Raw genomic sequence first — 22,759 nt, 5'->3', positions numbered from 1 at the left:
AATCTTCTCCAAAGACTACTTCTGATTCTGTAATGTCAGAAAAATCGTAATAATACCCAGCTGCAAACCCTGCTAAATAAATGTTTCCCGTATTTGGGTCTCTAGCAAATTTAGAAATTCTGTATCCCTCAGCATATCCCCACATTCGTAAATCTAGTTTTACGGCATTTTGAAATTCACCATCAAGATTATATTCAAAAAGATAAAATCTAGGTTTTCCGTCTTCAGCTTCTTCTACAGTTAATTGCCCGTTTCCATAAGTTCCTTTTAGGATTTTTTGTACAACAAAAAGTTTTTCATTTTCTTTATCTATAATAATTTGTTTAGGAATGATATGAGAAGCATAATTTATATATTCATCCTCATTTTCTTGAATTGATTTATACCATAAGACTTCTCCCTCAGAATCATATTTAATCATAAATCTTTCATTTGCTCCAGTATTTCCATAAACTTCATCTGTAAGTTTAAATGGGCTAGAAGAAATAATACCTGTCAAATAAGAATTTCCTTCATTATCAATTTGCATCGAAAAGTCATACTCACCACTAGGACCTCCAATAACATTACTCCATCTATAATTTCCATCACAATCGTAGCTTGCTATAACAAAATCTAGAGCAGATTTACCATTTGCAATATTGTTTTCTGACTCTAAGGCAATACCATCCAAATCAATATTAAATTGAGTTAGAGGAGAAAGTATATATAAATTTCCATTTTTATCTGTATCCATATAAAGAACACCTTCCTTACTGTAATACCCAATATTATTATCTGGTTCTAGTTGTCCACCTCCTCTTTTAAGCCATTGCCATTCTTGAGCATATTGATTTAAAAATGAAAATAAGAAGCATAAAAAAAGTAATTTTTGTTTCATAGTTGTTAAGTTTTTTTATTCATATTAATGAAAAATTGAATTAAATTTTTAACCATTTTTTACTTTCAAGACATAAAATCCCTTATCCAAAAATTAATTTTGGTTTATTAAAATAGTCTTGATATTTAAAAGGAGTAAAAGAGCTTATTAAAACTCTTTAAATAAAATTCATTTTGGCTAAAATGATAAGGTTCGGTTCTTTTCTTTTTCTATATATTAATTTTAACACTGTGAATATAGTTAAAATATATATTTTTAACATAAAATGTTATTTATATTTTAAATTAAAAATGATTAATCAAAAAACATTTTCACACCTCATTAACAAAACGAATTTAAAAATTCGTTAACTTTGCAAAATAACATGAAGAACTCATGAAATCTGCAATCATTAAAATAGCATCTAGTTTTTTAGCATTTGTTGTGCTACTTTCTACAGTATCGTTTACTGTTGAAAAGCATTTCTGTGGTGGAGAATTAGCTTCTGTTTCTTTCTTTGCGAATGCAGATAAGTGTGAAATGGAATCTCTGGAAAAAAGTGAAAACTCAGTTTGTCACGAGGTTTCTAAAAAGTCATGTTGCGAAGATGAGATATCAAAATTGAAAGCAACAAATACAGACACACAATGTAATCATGAGAATATAAAACTTCCAAAACTAGATTTCGTAGCTCCTTTCCTTTATACTTTCGTATTTAATTTTGAGGAAAAGAGAATCGAGATTATTCCAAACAAAAAACAAGAGTCCCCGCCACTCACAAAGGACAGACCTGTTCTTTTCCAAACTTTTTTACTGTAGAATTTCGTAACATTTTATTGCTTACACACTGATTTTGTGTGTGAAATGAATAGTCGTATTCCTATGCGATGTATTCATTGTTATCCATTAATTTCTTTTTCAAATATTGAGAATGTAAATTAATTTTAAAAGTTCCCCTCTTGAGAGGGGTTAGGGGTGTGTTAATTCTCACACCATTTTAAAGGAAAAATTATCTTTTAAAGAATTAGCAAATGTTACATAAGATTATACAGTTTCTAATTAAACATAAATTAGTCTCTTTTTTAATAGCCGTAATTATTATCGGTTGGGGAGTTTATACAGCTCCTTTCAACTGGAAAGTTGGGAATATGCAACGAAACCCAGTAGCTGTGGATGCCATACCTGATATTGGAGAAAACCAACAAATTGTTTATACCAAATGGGCAGGGCGTTCGCCACAAGATATTGAGGATCAAATTACCTATCCTTTGACTACTTCATTGCTAGGAATTCCTGGTGTGAAAACAATTCGTAGTTCCTCAATGTTTGGTTTCTCAACAATCTATATCATTTTTGAAGAAGATGTAGAGTTTTATTGGAGTCGAAGTCGAATTCTGGAAAAACTAAATGCACTTCCAGCAAATCTTTTACCACCTAATGTACAACCAACTTTAGGCCCGGATGCAACAGGTCTTGGACAAATATTTTGGTATACTTTGGAAGGAAGAGATACTGATGGAAATGTGACAGGAGGTTGGGATTTACAGGAGCTTCGTACGATTCAAGATTACTATGTGAAATATGGATTGAGCGCTGCAAAAGGCGTTTCTGAAGTTGCTTCTATTGGAGGATTTGTTCAGGAATATCAAGTGGATGTGAATCCGAATGCTTTGCAACAATATAATATTTCACTAGCGGAAGTTGCAAATGCTGTAAAGAAAAGTAATAAAGATGTTGGAGCGCAAACTTTAGAGATTAATAATGTAGAATATATTGTTCGTGGCTTGGGTTATGTAGAATCTATTTCAGATATCGAAAATGAAGTAGTTGTTGCAAATGAAAATACGCCAATTCGAATTAAAGATATTGCAAAAGTGCAACTTGGGCCAGCAGAACGACGAGGAATTTTAGATAAAGAAGGAGCAGAAGTTGTTGGTGGAGCTGTAGTTGCACGTTATGGTGCAAATCCGATGGAAGTAATTCAAAATGTAAAACAGAAAATTGAATCTATCGGGAAAGGTTTACCTTCCAAAGTTTTAGCAGATGGAAGAACTTCGCAATTAACCATCGTTCCTTTTTATGATCGAACGGAATTAATTCAGGAAACTTTAGAAACTTTAAATGAAGCTTTAATTCTTGAGATTTTAATTACAATTCTAGTAATTGTTGTGATGGTAATGAATTTACGAGCTTCTTTATTAATTTCAAGTTTATTACCAATTTCTGTTCTGATGGTTTTTATCGGAATGAAATTATTTCATATTGATGCAAATATTGTAGCACTTTCGGGTATTGCAATTGCAATTGGAACTATTGTGGATTTAGGAGTAATTCTCTCCGAAAATATTATTCAACATTTAGAGAAATATCGAAATAAACTTTCTATAAATAAAATTGTTTATAACGCAACAAAAGAAGTTTCAGGAGCAATTCTGACTGCAGTAATCACAACAATTGTGAGTTTTATTCCAGTATTTACAATGGAAGCAGCCGAAGGGAAATTATTTAGACCTTTAGCTTATACAAAAACCTTTGCATTAGTTGCTGCAATTTTAGTTACACTATTTATTTTACCACCTTTTGCTGCAGTTTTATTTAAAAATCAAAAAGTAAATAAAGGATTAAAATGGTTCTTTACTTCTATTTTAGTTTTAGGAGGAATTGCTTTATTGGTTTTCGGATTTTGGCAAGGAATCTTTATTATTCTTTTAGGAATAGGTTCTTATTTATACAAAAAAGAAAAAATCTCAAAGAAACAATGGCAATACGGATTGATTGGATTAATATCGTTATTGGTTACATGTTCTCTAGCACTTTATTGGAGTCCTTTAGGATTACAAGTTATTCCATTAAAAAATATCTTATTTGTAGGAATTATTGTTTTCGGAATTTTAGGTGGATTTCTTCTTTTTAGAAAATATTATACACAAATTTTACAGAAAGCATTACAATTTAAATTAGCTTTTTTAACAATTCCAATTATTCTTTTTGTTCTTGGTTTAGGAGCTTGGAAATCTCTTGGAAAAGAATTTATGCCAGCTTTAAATGAAGGTTCATTTTTATTAATGCCAACATCATTGCCACACGCAGGAACTGCTGAAAATAAAAGAGTTTTACAGCAATTAGATATGGGAGTAGCTTCTATTCCTGAAATTGAAACTGTAGTTGGAAAAGCTGGACGAATTGAGTCTGCTTTAGATCCGGCACCGCTTTCTATGTATGAAAATATTATCAATTATAAATCGGAATATATTCAAGACAAAGAAAGAAATCAGTTACGATTTAAAGTAAATGATAATGGAGAATTTGAATTGAAAAATGGAAAAACAACTCAAGATAATCAAGCAATTGAAGTTTCAGAATTGATTCCAGATGAAGATGGAAAGTTTTTCCGTCAATGGCGTTCTCATATAAAATCACCCGATGATATTTGGCATGAAATCGTTAATGCAACAAAACTTCCTGGTGTAACTTCTGCACCGAAATTACAACCGATTCAAACGCGTTTGATTATGCTTCAAACAGGAATGCGTTCACCGATGGGAATAAAAGTAAAAGGAACGAATTTACAAGAAATTGAGAATTTTGGTTTAGAATTAGAGAAAGTTCTTCAAGGTGTAAAAGGAGTAAAACCTGAAACTGTTTTCGCAGAAAGATTGGTTGGAAAACCTTATTTGCTTTTAGAAATTGATCGACAAGAAATTGCACGTTACGGATTGCATATTGAAGATGTTCAAGATGTAATAGAAATTGCAGTTGGAGGAAAAATCAGTTCGCAAACTGTGGAAGGACGAGAGCGATTTAATGTTCGTATTCGTTATCCAAGAGAATTACGTAATTCTCCAGAAGCTTTGGAAGATATTTATGTGAAAACTCCAACAAACGGTCAGATTCCTTTAAAGAATTTTGTGAAAATAAAATATGAAAAAGGAAGTCAGGCAATCAAAAGTGAAGATACATTTTTAGTTGGTTATGTACTTTTTGATAAACAAGATGATTTTGCAGAAGTTTCTGTGGTAGAAAATGCGCAAAATGAGATTGAAAATTTAATCCAAACAGGAGAATTGAAAGTTCCTAAAGGAATCAGTTTTGATTTTACAGGAACTTATGAAAATCAATTGCGTGCGGAAGCAACGTTACAAATTATTGTTCCTTTAGTTTTAGTAATTATTTTCATTATTCTTTATTTCCAATTCCAATCAATTCCTGTTTCTCTGATGGTTTTTAGCGGAATTGCCGTGGCGCTTTCAGGTGGATTTATGTTGCTTTGGTTGTATGGTCAAGATTGGTTCATGAATTTTGATTTATTCGGAATTAATCTTCGTGATTTATTTCATATTAAAACCATAAATATGTCTGTTGCTGTATGGATTGGATTTATTGCCTTATTCGGAATTGCAACGGATGATGGTGTTGTAATGGCGACGTATCTTTCGCAAACTTTCAAGAGAAATAATCCAAAAAATAAACAAGAAATTCGAGAATCTGTAATTGAAGCAGGACAAAAAAGAATTCGTCCTTGCTTGATGACAACAGCAACAACTTTATTGGCTTTACTTCCAATTTTGACAGCTTCAGGAAGAGGAAGTGATATCATGATTCCGATGGCAATTCCAGCTTTTGGAGGAATGTTGATTGCTTTAATTTCTCTATTTGTAGTGCCTGTACTTTTTAGTTTGTATCAAGAAAGAAGATTGAAATTTATAAATAAAAAATAGAAGGATTTAATAACACACCCCTAACCCCTCTCAAGAGGGGAATGGTGAAAATCGTAAAAATATGAATTCAAAAAAGGTAAAATATCCGCTCTTGTTTTGTTTGTTCTTGTTGTTTTCTTTTTTAGGAAAAGCGCAAACTTTGGACGAATATATTCAGATTGCTGTAGATAATAATTATGGATTGCAATCGGAAAGTTTGGAGATTGAAAATTTTGAGAATAAAAAAGAGCAAGTAAGAAGTTTAAAAGACACTAAAATTGATTTTGGTTATTTCGTTTCGGAGCCAGAAACAAGAGTAGGAAGTCAACGAGCAAAAGTGGGAGTTGGACAAGAATTTCCTTGGTTTGGAACTTTTAAAGCAAGAGAAGAAATCGTGAATTCTCAAAAAGAAGAGAAGAAGATTTTACAGAATCTTTCAAAGAAAGAATTGATTTCTCAGGTGCAACTTTCTTATTATAATTTGTATAAAATTCAAAGTGAAATTGAAACTTATAAAGAATATATTCAGAATATTTCTCTTTATGAAGAATTGAGTTTGAAAGCTGTGGAAACAAATAATATGAAGCTGACAGATGTTTATAAAATTCAGATTAAAAAAGAAGATTTTTTAAACATGTTGGCTAAAAAAGAACAATTATTAGTTTTAGAAAAGCGAATTTTTAACAAATTATTACAACGAAATCAGCAAGATACAATTGTGATTCCTACGAAAATAGAATTTAAAAACCGTATCTTTAATGGTAAATTATTGGAAGAAAATAATCCAATTATTTTAAATATCGAGCAACAAAAACAAACAGCAAGTAAGAACGAATTTTTGACTACGAAGGAAAATAAACCAAAAATTCAGATTGGAATGGATTATATTTTTGTTGATGAAATTAAAGGAATGCAAATTACAGATAATGGTAAAGATGTATTTATGCCAAAAGTTTCTTTAACGATACCAATTCTTTCCAAAAATTACAAAGCAAAAAAACAACAATATCAGGTGACTCAAGATGCTTTAGACTTGAAGAAAAAAGAACAGTTAAAAGCATTGGAAATTGCCTATAGAAAAGCAGAAACTGCTTATCAGAATGCGTATTTGGATATGCAAACAGAGCTGAAAAAGATTTCGAAAATGAAAGAAATCATAGAAGTGAGTTTGACTTCTTTAAGTACGGGAGATGTTGACTATTTGGATATTCTTTCTTTAGAGGAAGAAAATTTAAAATATGAATTGAAATACACAGAAAAAGAATATGAGTTTTTTAAAAATGAAGTGATTTTACAGTTCTTGACAGAGAAATAATCTTTTCTGTTGAGAGATTAATTTCAAACACAAAAAGAGATGGATAATAACAAAGATCAAATAAAAAATAACAACGCAAAATACCATTGTCCAATGTATTGCGAAGGTGATAAAACCTATGACAAAGAAGGAGAATGCCCAGTTTGTGGAATGTTTTTAGTAGAAGATAATAAGCAAAAAGTAGAGATCAAAGAAGAAGATTCTCGAAAGCTATATTATTGTCCAAATCATTGTAATAATAATTTACATTATAAGAACGCAGGAAACTGCCCTACTTGTGCAAGAGTACTTTTTAAAGAAGATGATTCTTATGAAGAACCAAAAGTAGAAGAACCAGTAAAACTTTATTACTGTCCGATGCATTGTAATAATGATGCCCATTATGAAACAGCAGGAAATTGTCCTACATGTGGAATGGATTTATTGAAAGAAGAAACTGTAAATAAAAAAGAAGAAAAGAAATGTTGTGATACACATTCTTCTGAAAAAATAGAAGATAAACATATAGAAAAAGAGAAATTATATTATTGCCCAATGCATTGTAATAATGATGCACATTATGAAACAGCAGGAAATTGTCCTTCTTGTGGAATGACTTTGAAAAAAGAAGAATCTGCAGGAGATAAAAAGGAAACTCAAATTTATTTCTGTTCGATGCTTTGTGAGGGAGATAAAAAATATGATGTTCCTGGAAATTGTCCAGTGTGTGGAATGTATTTAATTCAAGAAACTTCTTCTGATGAAGAAATGTCTGGAAACGAAAAAGCTTCGGATTTTCAAAATAAAGAAGAAACTCCTAAAATGAGTTGTTGTGGTGGAGAACATCAACATCATGAACATTCTCATAAGCAAACAACAAATTCAAATTCAGGACAAGGAGCGTATTTTTGTCCGATGCGATGTGAAGGAGATAAAATGTATGATGAACCGGGAAGTTGTCCAGTTTGTGGAATGCATTTAGAGAAAGATTTGACAAAAGTAACAGCTACTGCAAGTCAATATACTTGTCCAATGCATCCAGAAGTTGTGAAAGATGAACCGGGAAGTTGCCCAATTTGTGGAATGGATTTAGTTCCAATGCAAATGGAAGAAAATGAAGATGATAAAACCTATCAAACATTGGTAAAAAAGCTGAAAGTATCACTTTTATTTACAGTTCCTGTGTTTTTGATTGCAATGATAATTGATTTGGTTCCAAATAATTTCTTGTTAAATATTTTATCGCAAGCAGGTTGGAACTGGGTGATGTTTGTTTTATCAATTCCTGTAGTTTTTTATGGAGCATTTATGTTTTTCCAAAGAGCATGGATTTCTATCAAAACATGGAATTTAAATATGTTTACACTGATTGGAATTGGAGCTGGAGTTGCTTATTTGTTCAGTATTTTCGGATTAATTTTTCCAGAAGTTTTTCCAGCAGAATTCAAAACAGCAAGTGGAACAGTTTATACCTATTTTGAAGCAGTAACTGTAATTCTTACACTTGTTTTAATTGGACAAGTTTTAGAAGCAAGAGCACATAGTCAAACGAATGGAGCCATTAAAGCTTTATTACAATTAGTTCCTTCCGACGCTACTATTGTAGAAGATGGAAAAGAGAAAGTAATTCCTATTTCTGAAATTCCACATAGAGCAACTTTAAGAGTGAAACCAGGAGAGAAAATTCCTGTAGATGGAGAAATAATTGAAGGACATGCTGTAGTAGATGAATCGATGATTTCTGGAGAGCCAGTTCCTGTAGATAAAAATGTTGAAGATAAAGTGGTTGCAGGAACAATTAATGGGACTACTTCATTCTTGATGAAAGCAACAAAAGTAGGAAGTGAAACAATGCTTTCTCAGATTATTGAAATGGTAAATAATGCAAGTCGATCAAAAGCACCGATTCAAAAATTGGTAGATAGAGTTGCGAAGATATTTGTTCCAATTGTAATTGTAGTTGCAATTATCACTTTTATTATTTGGTATTTCGCAGGTCCAGAACCAGCTTTTGTGTATGCTTTTGTAAATGCAATTGCAGTTTTAATTATCGCTTGTCCTTGTGCTTTAGGATTGGCAACTCCAATGTCTGTAATGGTTGGAGTTGGACGAGGAGCTAGAGAAGGAGTTTTGATTAAAAACGCAGAAGCTTTAGAGAAAATGAAGAAAGTGGATACTGTAGTTGTAGACAAAACAGGAACAATTACAGAAGGAAAACCTTCAGTTGAAGATATTGTCTCTGTAGGAAGTCATTCAGAAACAGAACTTACAGAATGGTCAGCATCTTTAAACAAAGCTTCAGAGCATCCATTGGCTTCAGCTGTTGTGAAATATGGAAAAGCTCAGGATGTTTCTTTTAAAGAAATAACAAACTTTGAAGTAATTCCAGGAAAAGGAGCAATTGCTGAGGTAGATAATTTAAAAATTTTAGTTGGAAATGATAAATTATTAAAGCAGTTCAATGTTTCTCTTTCTGAAAAAATAGAAGACGAAGTAAAAGAAAAACAAAAACTTGGTAAGACAATTTCATATATCGTTGTTGGAGATCAAGTAGAAGGATATATTGTTTTTGTAGATGCGATTAAAAAATCTAGTAAAGAAGCAATTCATACGCTTATTGAAAAAGGTGTAGATGTGATTATGCTTACTGGAGATAATGAAAATACAGCTAAAGCGGTAGCAGATCAATTAGGGTTAGAGCATTATAAAGCTGGTTGTTTACCAGAAGATAAATTAGAAGAAGTAAAACGATTAGAAGCAGAAGGAAAGAAAGTCGCAATGTCTGGAGATGGAATCAATGATGCGCCAGCTTTAGCACAAGCTTTTGTTGGAATTGCGATGGGAACAGGAACAGATGTAGCAATTGAAAGTGCAGAAATCACTTTGGTGAAAGGAGATTTACAAGGAATTGTAAAAGCAAAAGTTTTAAGTGAAACAGTATTGAAAAATATTCATCAAAATTTATTCTTTGCATTTTTATACAACACACTTGGAATTCCTGTAGCAGCCGGAATTTTATTCCCATTCTTCGGAATATTACTTTCTCCGATGATTGCAGCAGCAGCAATGAGTTTGAGTTCTCTTTCTGTAATAAGTAATGCATTACGATTAAAAAGAGCGAAGATTTAAATATAATATAAAATTCCCCTCTTGAGAGGGGTTAGGGGTGTGTTTTTAAGGATTACACACTCTTGAAATATAGAAACACGAAATAAAAATGAAATATTTAAAACAAATTATAGGAATTATAGCAATTCTTCTTATAGGTATTTTTGTAGGGAAAATTGTTTTTCAAGATACACATGAGCATACTGAAGAAGAATTGGCTGCTGATGGAAGTATCGAATGGACTTGTTCAATGCATCCCCAAATTAGACAAAAACAACCAGGAGATTGTCCGATTTGTGGAATGGATTTGATTAAAGCTTCTGAAGTTTCAGAAACAGGAAATTCGAATACGTTTTCAATGACTAAAAATGCAATGGTTTTAGCGAACATTGAAACATTGAAGGTTGGAGAATCTGAAATGAATTCTGAAGATGCTTCGAAAACTGTTTTTGGAAAAATTCAGATTGCAGAAGATTTGGAAGAAACGCAACCTGCACATTATTCGGGAAGAATTGAGAAATTATACATCAATTACCTTGGTCAAAAAGTGAATAAACATGATAAAATTGCTGAGGTTTATTCGCCAGAATTATTAGTCGCACAAAAAGAGTTTTTGAAAGTTGCTGAAAATAAAGAAAAGCAACCAGATTTATATAAAGCAGTTTATAATAAATTAAAGCTTTGGAAACTTACGGATAAGCAAATTCAACAGATTGAATCTTCCAAAAAAATAATGGATTATATTCCAATTTACGCACATGTTTCTGGAATTGTAACAGAACAAATGGTGAAAGATGGAGATCATATTATGGATGGAAAAGCAATTTTTAAAGTAGCAAATTTAGAAAAAGTTTGGGCAGTGATGGACGTGTATGAATCAGATATTTCTAAGTTTAAAGTTGGGGATAAAATGAAAATAAACACCAAAGCTTATCCGAATGAAAATTTTGAAGGAGAAATTACTTTTATTCATCCAACAGTAGATAAACTTAAGAAAACAGTCAAAGTTCGTTTAGAATTAAATAATAAGAAAGGATTTTGGAAGCCAGAAATGCTGGTAAACGCAAATTTACTTCCTTCAAAAGAAACTATTCCTGAAGAAGAAATCATTATTCCAAAAACAGCTGTTTTATGGACAGGGAAAAGATCTATTGTTTATGTGAAGACAAAAGATGCACAACCACATTTTGAGTTGAAAGAAGTGATTGTTGCACCTTATTCAGAAAATTCATATAAAGTGCATCAAGGTTTAAATCCGGATGATCAAGTAGTGGTTTCAGGAACCTTTACAGTAGATGCTGCAGCACAATTACAAGGAAAGAAAAGCATGATGAAACTATCTGCAAAACAAGATTTAGAACAATCTGAAAAAGAAAGTTTAAACTTATTAGTAGATGATTATCTGAAAATTGTAGATAATTTGGTGAAAGGAAATGAAAAAGAAGTAAATATTTTAGTCAAAAAAACGAAAGAAGAATCTGATAGAATTTTAAAGCAAAATAAAAACGAAAAGATTAAAGATTTATTAAAAAATGTAAATCATCAGTTTCATATATTTGCGAATCAAACAAGCTTAGAAGGTCATAGAAAAGTATTTAATAATTTGACAAATTCTATGGTTGCTCTTGTTGAAAAAGTTTCTTTAGATAGAAAATTAAATGTTTTTCATTGTCCAATGGCAAATAGTAATGAAGGAGGAAATTGGATTAATGATAAATCAGAAGTATTGAATCCATATTTTGGAGATGCAATGCTTTCTTGCGGAACTTTAGAAAACGAACTTAATTAACCCTATATAAATAACAAAAATGAAAAAATCAATTTTAGCAGTAGTATTTTTAGCTACAACGTTAGTAGCTACATCTTGTGGTGATGCAAAAAAAGAAAATGAAGCAAAAACTCCAAAGACTGAAGAAGTAAAAAAAGAAGTAAAAGAGACTAAAGCTCCAGAAGCTAAGAAGGAAATGGCGGCAGCTGTTTACCAATGTCCAATGGATTGTGAAAAAGGTAAAACTTACGAAAAAGAAGGAAAATGTCCTACTTGTAAAATGGATTTAGCAAAAATGGATACTAAAGACGGAGAGAAGAAAGAAGCTTCTCATGATGGGCACGGACATGATTCTCACGAAGGACATGCTCACTAAAAAATAGTAAATAAGTTATTAAAGGGATGCTGAAAAGCATCCCTTTTTTATTAAATAATAGTTTTAGTTATCAGTTTATGGTGTTAATATTAACTTTTATTGATATTATTTTAACATAAATCTTATATGTGTGTTAAAAAATTAAAGCAATTCCTATATTTACATCAATTTAAATTTTTTAATATGAAGAAACTATTATTTTCAATTTTTTCTGTTGCCATGCTTAATAGTATGACGGCACAAACACCTGGAGATACTTTAGTGGTTCAAGCGTTTGATTACTCTGAAACACATAGTACAAATCCATGGGGTGGACAAATCCGTGATAAGGATTTAGATTTCTCAGTTTTACCTGATGATGTGACTTTTTCTAAGATAATTATGCTTTACTCAATGCGTTGTAAAGATGGTTTAGTTTCAGACTTTGATGATAAGAATAAAGGATGTGGAGAATGGGATTATTCTGCAAATACTTATTTACATGACCCAACTAAGAAAGATGAACTATTAACAACACATCCTAATTATAAAATACAAGGATTTAGTGGAGATTCTTATGAATACACTGATATTCCAACCTATACGCACTATCAGTATACTTTAGGGGAAGCTGTTATCACAAATACGATTAGTGAAACAGTTGGTGCTGTTGGTACAGGAACTTCTTCTTTAAATGATGTTGTTTCTGTTCAAAATAAATCTGGAAAAAGTCAATTTTTAATTACTGCTTCTGAATTAACATCTGCAGGGATCGCAGCAGGAGATATTACAGGTTTAAAATTAAATGTATTAACAGGAACAAGTGAAGCGAAGTTTTTAAGAATTCGTTTTAAAGAGATGTCTGATAATACAATTGATGTGGAGAATTTAAATTTAGACGGTTTTACGCAAGTTTATTTTAATAATTATACTACTGAAGTTGGAGACAATCATTTACAGTTTACAAATCCATTTAACTGGGATGGGACTTCTAATATTTTAGTAGAATTAAACTTTACTTCTGATTCTGAAACTTCAGAAATTACAATTGAAGGAGGAGCTGCTTCAGCTAATACAGTTCTTACAAGTGATATTACAGATCACTATATGGAATTAGGAGGAACAAATCAATATTTAGATTTACCAGATGCTACGCATGATTTTTCAGATGGTATGTCTTTTTCTGCATGGGTTTATTATGATACTTTCGGAAATTGGTCAAGAGTTATTGATTTTGGAAATGGACCAGGGTCAGATAATATTTTAATTGCTAATGAAGGTACTACACAGCATTTAGTTTTTAGTACAAGAAATGGAAGTGAAAGTAAAACTATTAAAGCTGAGAATGTTTTAGTAGAAAAGACATGGATGTATATTTCAGGTTCTGTGGATGCTTCAGGAAATGGTAAATTATACTTAAATGGAGAAGAAGTTGCTTCAGGAGAATTAATAGTTCCAGAAAGTATTGAAAGAACAAACAATTACATTGGTAAAAGTAACTGGAATAATGATAAGAATTTTGATGGAAGATTAGATGAAGTTGCAATGTGGAATACTGCTTTATCATTAGATGAAATGAAAGAGCATATGTATTCAAAAGTTACTTCTTCACACTCTAAGTACAGTAACTTATTATTTAGTTTTAGCTTTGATGATGCGAATTTAACTACAGCATCAGATGATTCAGCTAATAACGTGGTAGGTACAGTAATGAATTATGTTACTTTCCCTGTATTTAAAGGAGATGAAATTGTTAAAAATATTTCTGCTAAATCAACGCGTCCAAATATTGATTTTGTACAAGGTGAATATGAGCAAACTATTAGTGAAACTATAGAGTTAGTTTCTGTTCAAAATGAACCAAATGTTGTAAAGAATTATGAAATTATACCTGATGCTGAAGCACAAGAGTCTGATGAAGTAAATGAAGTGAGTTCTGTAAATTACTGGGAAGCAGTTCCAGAAGAAACTATTGATGGAGAAACAGGAGAGGTTATTTCTACTGAAGATGTGACTCCAAAAGGAACTATAACTATTGAAGATTTAGAATATTACAGAAGATGGGATTCTAGATTTGAAATTATGTCATTTGTTACGCCTTATGGTATAGGATTAGACTTAGGTGAAGGAAAAACTTGGTCTTTTGATGTTACAGATTTTGCACCAGTATTTAAAGATACAAGAAGAATCACTGTAGAAGGTGCTGGAAGATGGCAAGAAGACATGGATATTAAATTCTTATTTATTGTTGGAACACCTCCAAGAGATGTAGTTGATATTGAGCAAATCTGGAGAGCACAAAGTAGAGGATATGATGATATCGCTGCAGACAGATATTTCGCTCCAAAAGAAATGATGATGAATGCAGATGCTGAGTACTTTAAAATTCGTTCTGCTATTACAGGGCATGGACAACAAGGTGAGTTTGTACCAAGAAATCACTATATGAATATCAATGGAGGTTCTAATGAGTTTACTTGGCAGGTTTGGAAAGAATGTGCGGACAACCCAATTTATCCACAAGGAGGAACATGGGTTTACGATAGAGCTGGATGGTGTCCAGGAATGGCAACAGATGTAGAAGAAATGGATATTACGGAATTTGTAACTTCAGGTCAAACTGCAACTATCGATTATGGAGTTGTTTCTGCGTCGGGACAAACTAGTTATATTGTAGCAAATCAATTAGTTTCTTATGGAGAAATAAACCATACTTTAGATGCTGAATTAGTAGAAGTTCGTGAGCCTTCTAACAGAGTAGAATTTGCAAGATTTAATTCTGTTTGTAATGACCCTAAAGTGGTAATCAAAAATACAGGAGCTACTACATTAACATCAGCTACTATTGAGTACTGGGTGAATAATGATGGAGAAAAATCTACTTATGAGTGGACTGGAAGTTTAGAATTTAACGAAACAGCTGTAGTTGTTTTACCAACTTCTGATGAGTTATGGGCTTCAGCAGTTTCTACTACAAATACTTTCTTTGCAGAGATTAGTGCTCCAAATGGAGGTTCAGACGAATATGAGTTTAATAATAAATACACATCTAAATTTGAATTGCCAGAAGTAATGCCTTCTAATTTTACAGTATATTTTAAATCAAATAATAGAGCATACGAGAATAATTATCGAATTTTAGATTCTGATGGAAATGTTGTATTAGAGAGAAATAATTTAAATAATAATACAATTTATGAAGACGATCTTGAATTAGGTTTAGGTTGTTATACTTTTGAATTTAACGATACAGCAGATGATGGAATTAGATGGTGGGCTAATTATCAGCAAGCTGGTATTGGTGAGGTTAAAATTTTACAAAATGGTTCTACAATTAAAGAATTTTATGGAAATGGTGATTTTGGAAGTGGTTTTATATATAACTTTACAGTAGCATTCCCATTATCTTACGAGGAAGTAAATGCTATTTCTGATTTAGAAGTGTATCCAAACCCAGCATCTGATGAATTCTTCATTACAGGAGAAAAAGTACAAGAAGCTGAGATTACAATCTTTGATAGTTTAGGAAGAAGTATTGAAATTCCAATGACAGTTGAAGATAATAAATTAACTTTTAACACAAGAAATACTGCTTCAGGAGTATATATCATTAATATTAAAAAAGGAGCTGGTACAGAGGTTAAAAAGATGGTTATTGAATAAGATTTATATTTCTCAATAATAATTATTTGGAAGCAGCCTTTTTTGGGCTGCTTTCTTTTTGGCTTAGGGATTGGAGCGGCATCCTTTTTTGCTTTTCTTCATTCAGTTGCTTTAGCAAAAAAGATATAGCGAAAAGCCCGACCTTTTTCTGAGTTTTTAGAAACGAAGAAAAATGGGAAGCCCCAGAGATTTTATTCATTTTTTTCTTGATAAAAAAACGAACCAAAAAAATCAAGATTTGTACTTTTAAAATTTTAAAAATAGGTCAGTTAAATTTCGGTAAACACTTTTAATCTGAAAAAAATATATATTAATTATTTTAATAGACATTATAACGTTTAAAATCTTATGAGGGAATTTAGTTTCACCTAAAACACACCCCTAGCCCCTCTCAAGAGGGGAACTTGACAATCTCTATGCTTTTATACAAAAAAATCCCTCTAAAATTTAGAGGGATTTTTCATTTATTTTTTTGTTGTTTTCTTTGTTGTAGTTTTTTTCTTCGTAGTTGCTTTTTTACGAGTTGTTTTCTTTTTAGGAGCTTTTTCTTCGATGATTTTTTTCACTTCTTCTAAAGTTAAAGCTGGTGCATCTGTTGTTTTTGGCATCTCAATTTTCACTTTTCCTTGAATGATATTGAAACGTCCCCAACGTGCTTTTTCTACTCGAATTCCTTCTTCTTCCCAGTTGTGAATTACTTTTTCGATTTCTTTTCTCTTTTTATCTTCAATCAACTCAACGATGTTGTCATAAGTTAAATTATCGAAATCATATTTTTTATTCACATTGATGAAAATTCCATTCCATTTGATGAAAGGACCAAAACGTCCAACACCTTTTTGTACTGGTAGATTTTCATATTCAGCAATTGGCGCATCTGCTTTTTGCTTTGCTTTAATCAACTCAATTGCTCTTTCTAAATCTACATCTAACGGATTTTCATCTTTTGGTAAAGAAACATACATAGTTCCGTATTTCACATAAGGACCAAATCTTCCGTTTGAAACCACCACTTCAGTATCTTCAAACATTCCTAAATCTTTAGGTAAAAGGAATAAATCTAAAGCTTCTTCTAGAGTAATTGTCCCAAGATTTTGATCTTTTTGTAAACTAGCAAACTGTTTATTTTCATCATCTTTATCTCCAATCTGTGCCATCGCACCAAATCTTCCAAGACGAACACTAACTTGTTTTCCTGTTTTCGGATCTGTACCTAAAATTCTTTCTCCGCTTTCTCTTTCTGCATTTTCAGCAACATTTTGAACTGTTGGGTGAAATTCTGTGTAGAAACCTTTAATCATTTCAATCCAGTTTTCATTTCCAACAGCAATTTCATCAAAATCAGCTTCTACTTTTGCTGTAAATCCGAAATCTAAAATGTTTGAGAAATGTGCTACTAAGAAATCATTTACGATATTTCCGATATCTGTTGGAATTAATTTTCCTTTTTCAGAACCTACTTTTTCAGTCAATTGTTTTGAAGAAATTTCATTATTAGTTAAGACTAATTGTGTGTAATTTCTTTCATTTCCTTCCATCGTTCCTTTCTCGATATATCCTCTTCTTTGCACTGTAGAAATCGTTGGTGCATAAGTAGATGGTCTACCAATTCCAAGTTCTTCTAATTTCTTTACTAATGCAGCTTCAGAGAAACGATAAGGAGCTTTAGAATATCTTTCTGTTGCAGAAATATGATTGTTTAAAAGCGTTTCGTTTACTTCTAGTTTTGGTAACATTCCTGATTGCTCATCATCTTCGTTATCAGTTCCTTCTAAATAAACTTTCAAGAAACCTTCAAAAGTGATTACCTCTCCGTTTGCAGCAAAAATATAATCATTTTTATCATTCGAAATCTTCACATTTGTACGCTCTAATTGCGCGTCACTCATCTGTGAAGCAATCGTTCTTTTCCAAATTAAACTATATAATCTATCTTGATCAAAATCAACAGAAATTGTTTGTTTTGTCAAATCTGTAGGACGAATCGCTTCGTGCGCTTCTTGTGCTCCTTTAGATTTTGTTTTGAAGTTTCTAGGATTACTAAAATTCTCTCCATAAGTGTTTGAAATTACTTCCTGAGCAGTTGCTATCGCATCGTTTGATAAATTCAAACTATCTGTTCTCATATAAGTAATTAATCCGGCCTCATACAGTCTTTGTGCAATCATCATTGTTTTTGCAACTGGGAAACCTAATTTTCTAGAAGCTTCCTGTTGTAGTGTAGATGTTGTAAAAGGTGCTGTTGGAGATTTTTTAGCAGGTTTTGTTTGAATGTCAGAAACTTTAAAAGTACCATCAATACAAGAATTTAAAAAGGCTGATGCTTCTTCTTTTGAGTTGAAATTACTTGCAATTTTTGCTTTGAATTTCTTTCCAGCTTTGTTTGAAAACTCTGCTTCAATTTTATAAGAAGCTTTTGGTGTGAAAGCTAAAATATCTCTTTCTCTTTCTACAATCAGACGAACAGCAACAGACTGAACACGCCCAGCAGAAAGTCCTCCTTTTACTTTTCTCCACAATACTGGTGAAAGCTCATATCCTACGATTCTATCTAAAACACGTCTTGCTTGTTGCGCATTTACCAAATCATAGTTTATTTGTCTTGGAGTTTCTACAGCTTTCAGAATTGCTTTCTTTGTAATCTCATGAAAAACAATTCTTTTCGTTTTATCTTCCTTTAGTTTTAATTGCTCTTGTAAGTGCCAAGCAATTGCTTCTCCTTCACGATCCTCATCACTTGCTAACCAAACAGTTTCGGCTTTTTTCGACAAATCTTTTAGTTTCTTTACAACTGCTTTCTTATCAGAGGAAACAATATATTTTGGACTAAAATCACCATCAGTATCAATTCCCAATTCATTTGAAGGTAAATCTGCAATATGTCCAAAACTAGACTCTACTTGAAAATCTTTACCTAAAAATTTTTCTATTGTTTTTGCTTTTGCTGGTGACTCTACTATTACTAAATTCTTTGCCATAAAATCTTAAAATTTGTTTTAAAATAACTCTTTCCATACAATCATTTAATCGGTCGTCTTGAGTTATCGGGGTACAAAAGTATATAGAAATTTTAATTTTACTAATCTATTTTTGATTATATCTCAATAATAAGAGAAAATTAACTTAATATTAATCAAGGTTTTAGACTAATATATTTCAAAATTAAAAATAATCTTCTTTCTTTTTTAATTATTTGTAAATCAATTTTTTATAAAAAAATAGTGTTAAATTTTTTTAAAAATATACCGTGAATTAATTGAATATATTAAAAAATAAATTTTACTCAGTTTCCGTGACATAAATCATATTTCTTTTATCACCTAATACCGTTAAATGTTAATTTTTTCAGAGAATACAATTTTTGAAAAGGAGCATAAAGATAGTTTTTTTCTATAAAATGAAAATTTTGAAACACACACTTATAAGAAAAATTAATTTTAAAATTTTAATAAACGTAGTTTTTTGTAAGAAAAATCTAAGGTTTAACACTAAATAAATATTCAGACTAAAAATAATAATCATTAAAAAAATCATAAAAAACAGATTTAAAACCAGCTATTTAGAATGATTTTTAGCTGTTTGGTTTTTATTTTTTTAGGTTGAAAATAGATTAAGTTTATAAAAATCAATATTTTACTTTTAGAATTTCGAAAAAAATAGGAAAACTCTTTCAGAAAAAGTGATTTTTTTAATCTTACTGTCATAATGTCATAAATAAAATATTAGTTATATCTTTGCCACACAATTTGATATAGAATGAGTACTGAAAAAGTTATCGATGCTAAAAAGCAAGGAAATGCTTTAATAACAGAGCACAAGGAAGAAAATAATAAGAAATTATATATAGAAAACTATGGATGTCAAATGAATTTCAACGATAGTGAAATTGTTGCATCTATATTATCAGAGCAAGGATATAATACTACAGAGCATATGGAAGATGCAGATTTAGTATTAGTAAACACTTGTTCGATTCGTGAAAAAGCTGAATTAACGGTTCGTAAGCGTTTAGAAAAGTTTAATGCAGTGAAGAAAATCAATCCAACGATGAAAGTTGGAGTTCTTGGTTGTATGGCAGAGCGTTTAAAAGCAAAATTCTTAGAAGAAGAGAAGATTGTTGATTTAGTAGTAGGACCAGATGCTTACCGTGATATTCCGAATTTATTAGCGGAAGTAAATGAAGGAAGAGATGCTGTAAACGTAATTTTATCAAAAGATGAAACTTATGGAGATGTTTCTCCAGTTCGTTTAAATACAAATGGAGTTTCTGCTTTCGTTTCTATTACTCGTGGATGTGATAATATGTGTACTTTCTGTGTAGTTCCTTTTACAAGAGGAAGAGAAAGAAGTAGGGATCCGCAAAGTATTTTGGAAGAAATTCAACAATTAGCAGATAAAAATTATAAAGAAATTACGCTACTTGGACAAAACGTAGATAGTTACCTTTGGTATGGAGGGGGATTGAAAAAAGATTTCAAAAAAGCTTCAGAAATTGCAAAAGCTACAGCTGTTGATTTTGCCCAATTATTGGATATGGCTGCAACTCGTTTCCCAAAAATGCGTTTCCGTTTTTCAACATCAAATCCTCAAGATATGTCGATTGATGTGTTACACGCAATGGCAAAACATGAGAATATTTGTAAATATATTCACCTTCCAATCCAGTCAGGAAGTGATAATATGTTGAAAATAATGAATCGTCAGCACACAAGAAAAGAATACATGGAATTGATAGATAACGTTCGTGAGATTATTCCTGGATGTGCTATTTCACAAGATATGATTGTTGGTTTCTGTGGAGAAACAGAAGAAGATCATCAAGATACATTGTCTTTAATGGAATATGTAAAATATGATTACGGATTCATGTTTGCTTATTCAGAAAGACCAGGAACTTTAGCGGAGAAAAAATTAGAAGATGATGTTCCTAATGATGTTAAGAAAAGAAGACTTAGTGAAGTAATTAATTTACAAAGAGCTTTAAGTTTAGAAAAAACACAAGCATTTATCGGTCAAAAAGTAGAAGTTCTTATCGAAGGGAATTCTAAAAAATCAGATCAACACTGGATGGGAAGAAATACGCAAAATTATGCTGTAGTTTTCCCTAAAACGGATGAGCAAGTTGGAGATTTCGTGATGGTAGAAATCGAAGATTGTACTTCAGCTACGCTTATTGGTAAAGCAGTAAAATAAATTATAAATGCTGAAAAAGAAGATATGGAGTCATTACAAGCAATAAAGCAACGCTTTGGTATTATAGGGAACGATCATCATTTGAATCTTGCCTTGGAGAAAGCCATTCGCGTTGCTCCAACTGATATATCTGTCTTGGTAACAGGAGAAAGTGGAGTTGGAAAGGAAAGTATTCCGAAAATTATCCACTCGCTTTCTCATAGAAAACATGCAAAATATATTGCAGTAAACTGTGGGGCAATTCCAGAAGGAACTATTGATAGTGAACTTTTTGGACATGAAAAAGGAGCTTTTACAGGAGCAACAGCTACAAGAAAAGGATATTTTGAAGTAGCAGATGGAGGAACAATTTTTTTGGATGAAGTTGGAGAATTACCTTTAACAACACAAGTTCGTTTACTTCGTGTTTTGGAAAATGGAGAATTTATCAAAGTAGGTTCTTCTGTGGTTCAAAAAACGAATGTAAGAATTGTTGCTGCAACAAATCTGAAAATGATGGAAGCTATTCAGAAGAATAGATTTAGAGAAGATTTGTATTATCGTTTGAGCACGGTAGAAATTCAACTTCCGCCTTTGCGAGAACGAAAAGGAGATATTCATTTGTTGTTTAGAAAGTTTTCGGCAGATTTTGCACAGAAATACAGAATGCCAACCATTCGTTTGACAGATAGTGCAATTGAACTTTTAAAGAATTACAATTTCCCTGGAAATATTCGTCAGCTTCGAAATATTGCAGAACAAATTTCTGTAGTAGAGGAAGAACGAGTTATTACTCCAGAGCTTTTGAGTTTGTATTTACCAAATTTTGGTTCAAATCTTCCAACAGTTGTAGAAGGAAGTTCTTCGAGTGGAGGAAGTGATTTTGCCAACGAACGAGAAATTATGTATAAGATTTTATTTGATATGCGAAATGATATCAATGATTTAAAGAAATTGACACATGATTTATTACAACATGGATATGATGAACATGTTCATGAGCGAAATCAACATATGATTGAGAAGATTTATAAAGATCAGAATACTGTTGAACCAACAGAAAATCAAGATCCGAAAGTAGAAGTGTTACAAATTTCGCATACACCAACCTATTCGGAGCCTGTAGATATTGATGCTGAAGATGCGGATGAATCTCTTTCATTACAAGACAAAGAAGTGGAAATGATCAAGAAATCTTTGGAAAGAAATAACGGGAAACGAAAATTGGCAGCCAAAGAATTAGGTATTTCTGAACGAACTTTATATAGAAAAATAAAACAATATAATTTATAGATTTTCTAAAACAATTTATAAATTTGAATTAATACACGATTGTAAATGAAGTTATTGAAAAAAATAGTTGTCTTGATGTTTTTGAGTTCTGTGGTCATTAGCTGTGGAGTTTATTCTTTTACAGGGGCACAAACGAATGCAAAATCAATTCAGATTAATTTCTTCCCAAATAATGCGTCTTTAGTAGAGCCAACTTTGAGTCAGAGATTTACAGAATCTATCCGAGATTTATTCACAACGCAGACGAATTTAACTTTAGAAAAATCTGGAGGAGAATTAATAATTGATGGAGAAATCACTGGTTATAGAATTACTCCTATGAGTGCAACAGCTGATCAGACAGCAGCACAAAATAGATTAACTATAACAGTTAATATTCGATTCTATGATACTTTGGATGATAGTCAGGATTTTGAAAAATCATTCTCTTATTTCTATGATTATCCAGCGAGTGAGCAATTGATTGGAGGAACTTTAGATGATGCTTATCTAGAGATTTTTGAGAGAATAACACAAGATATTTTTAACGCTACAGTAGCTAAATGGTAAT

At 31.5% G+C, this 22,759-nt stretch carries 12 protein-coding genes; 10 read left to right on the top strand and 2 right to left on the bottom strand.

Annotated elements, in window-relative coordinates; translation table 11 throughout:
- Positions 1–880, bottom strand: an 880-nt coding sequence (locus I0K12_RS02395) for a hypothetical protein (protein WP_196885303.1), incomplete at its 3' end; no start/stop codon positions are given.
- Positions 881–1,255: 375 nt separating this feature from the next.
- On the opposite strand from I0K12_RS02395, the gene I0K12_RS02390 reads away from it, so the two are divergent.
- The 7 genes from I0K12_RS02390 to I0K12_RS02360 all read left to right on the top strand — a co-directional run bounded on the left by I0K12_RS02390 (position 1,256) and on the right by I0K12_RS02360 (position 15,744).
- Entirely contained in the window at positions 1,256–1,678 is a 423-nt protein-coding gene (locus tag I0K12_RS02390) for an HYC_CC_PP family protein (RefSeq protein WP_196885302.1), read from the top strand.
- 212 nt (positions 1,679–1,890) lie between these two features.
- Entirely contained in the window at positions 1,891–5,577 is a 3,687-nt protein-coding gene (locus I0K12_RS02385; RefSeq protein WP_196885301.1) for an efflux RND transporter permease subunit, read from the top strand.
- 61 nt (positions 5,578–5,638) lie between these two features.
- Entirely contained in the window at positions 5,639–6,871 is a 1,233-nt protein-coding gene (locus I0K12_RS02380; protein WP_196885300.1) for a TolC family protein, read from the top strand.
- A 39-nt stretch (positions 6,872–6,910) separates the two neighbouring features.
- Positions 6,911–9,979, top strand: a complete 3,069-nt coding sequence (locus I0K12_RS02375) for a copper-transporting P-type ATPase (RefSeq protein ID WP_231372682.1) — start codon at positions 6,911–6,913, stop codon at positions 9,977–9,979.
- A gap of 88 nt (positions 9,980–10,067) precedes the next feature.
- Positions 10,068–11,747 (top strand): efflux RND transporter periplasmic adaptor subunit, encoded by a 1,680-nt coding sequence (locus I0K12_RS02370; protein ID WP_196885299.1) that lies wholly within the window; start codon positions 10,068–10,070, stop codon positions 11,745–11,747.
- A gap of 19 nt (positions 11,748–11,766) precedes the next feature.
- On the top strand, positions 11,767–12,102 hold the full coding sequence (locus I0K12_RS02365) for a heavy metal-binding domain-containing protein (RefSeq protein WP_196885298.1): 336 nt from the start codon (positions 11,767–11,769) through the stop codon (positions 12,100–12,102).
- Positions 12,103–12,285: 183 nt separating this feature from the next.
- Positions 12,286–15,744: a LamG-like jellyroll fold domain-containing protein gene (locus I0K12_RS02360; protein WP_196885297.1), complete on the top strand. Its 3,459-nt coding sequence runs from the start codon at positions 12,286–12,288 to the stop codon at positions 15,742–15,744.
- A 464-nt stretch (positions 15,745–16,208) separates the two neighbouring features.
- Here the strand turns inward: I0K12_RS02360 and topA are convergent, their stop codons facing one another.
- Positions 16,209–18,722 (bottom strand): type I DNA topoisomerase, encoded by a 2,514-nt coding sequence (gene topA / locus I0K12_RS02355; RefSeq protein ID WP_196885296.1) that lies wholly within the window; start codon positions 18,720–18,722, stop codon positions 16,209–16,211.
- A 778-nt stretch (positions 18,723–19,500) separates the two neighbouring features.
- Here topA and miaB point away from each other — a divergent pair.
- The 3 genes from miaB to I0K12_RS02340 are packed head-to-tail and all read left to right on the top strand — an operon-like array spanning position 19,501 to position 22,758.
- The gene (gene miaB / locus I0K12_RS02350) at positions 19,501–20,937 is read left to right on the top strand and encodes a tRNA (N6-isopentenyl adenosine(37)-C2)-methylthiotransferase MiaB (RefSeq protein WP_196885295.1); all 1,437 of its coding nucleotides are present in this window, start codon (positions 19,501–19,503) and stop codon (positions 20,935–20,937) included.
- Between the two features lie 24 nt (positions 20,938–20,961).
- Positions 20,962–22,209, top strand: coding sequence for a sigma-54 interaction domain-containing protein (locus I0K12_RS02345; RefSeq protein ID WP_196885294.1), 1,248 nt, complete (start codon positions 20,962–20,964; stop codon positions 22,207–22,209).
- Positions 22,210–22,254: 45 nt separating this feature from the next.
- The gene (locus tag I0K12_RS02340) at positions 22,255–22,758 is read left to right on the top strand and encodes an LptE family protein (RefSeq protein ID WP_196885293.1); all 504 of its coding nucleotides are present in this window, start codon (positions 22,255–22,257) and stop codon (positions 22,756–22,758) included.
- Position 22,759 lies beyond the last annotated feature (1 nt).

Source organism: Aureivirga sp. CE67 (assembly GCF_015767245.1).
Taxonomy (GTDB): Bacteria; Bacteroidota; Bacteroidia; order Flavobacteriales; family Flavobacteriaceae; genus Aureivirga.
This window is presented reverse-complemented; position numbering and strand designations above follow the sequence as displayed.

What these genes read in the sequence shown, in the direction of transcription:
- I0K12_RS02365 (WP_196885298.1), top strand. Translation starts at nt 11,767, where the DNA reads ATGAAAAAATCAATTTTAGCAGTAGTATTTTTAGCTACAACGTTAGTA.
- I0K12_RS02340 (WP_196885293.1), top strand. Translation starts at nt 22,255, where the DNA reads ATGAAGTTATTGAAAAAAATAGTTGTCTTGATGTTTTTGAGTTCTGTG.
- miaB (WP_196885295.1), top strand. Translation starts at nt 19,501, where the DNA reads ATGAGTACTGAAAAAGTTATCGATGCTAAAAAGCAAGGAAATGCTTTA.
- I0K12_RS02345 (WP_196885294.1), top strand. Translation starts at nt 20,962, where the DNA reads ATGGAGTCATTACAAGCAATAAAGCAACGCTTTGGTATTATAGGGAAC.
- topA (WP_196885296.1), bottom strand. Translation starts at nt 18,722, where the DNA reads ATGGCAAAGAATTTAGTAATAGTAGAGTCACCAGCAAAAGCAAAAACA.
- I0K12_RS02390 (WP_196885302.1), top strand. Translation starts at nt 1,256, where the DNA reads ATGAAATCTGCAATCATTAAAATAGCATCTAGTTTTTTAGCATTTGTT.
- I0K12_RS02370 (WP_196885299.1), top strand. Translation starts at nt 10,068, where the DNA reads ATGAAATATTTAAAACAAATTATAGGAATTATAGCAATTCTTCTTATA.
- I0K12_RS02385 (WP_196885301.1), top strand. Translation starts at nt 1,891, where the DNA reads ATGTTACATAAGATTATACAGTTTCTAATTAAACATAAATTAGTCTCT.
- I0K12_RS02380 (WP_196885300.1), top strand. Translation starts at nt 5,639, where the DNA reads ATGAATTCAAAAAAGGTAAAATATCCGCTCTTGTTTTGTTTGTTCTTG.
- I0K12_RS02360 (WP_196885297.1), top strand. Translation starts at nt 12,286, where the DNA reads ATGAAGAAACTATTATTTTCAATTTTTTCTGTTGCCATGCTTAATAGT.
- I0K12_RS02375 (WP_231372682.1), top strand. Translation starts at nt 6,911, where the DNA reads ATGGATAATAACAAAGATCAAATAAAAAATAACAACGCAAAATACCAT.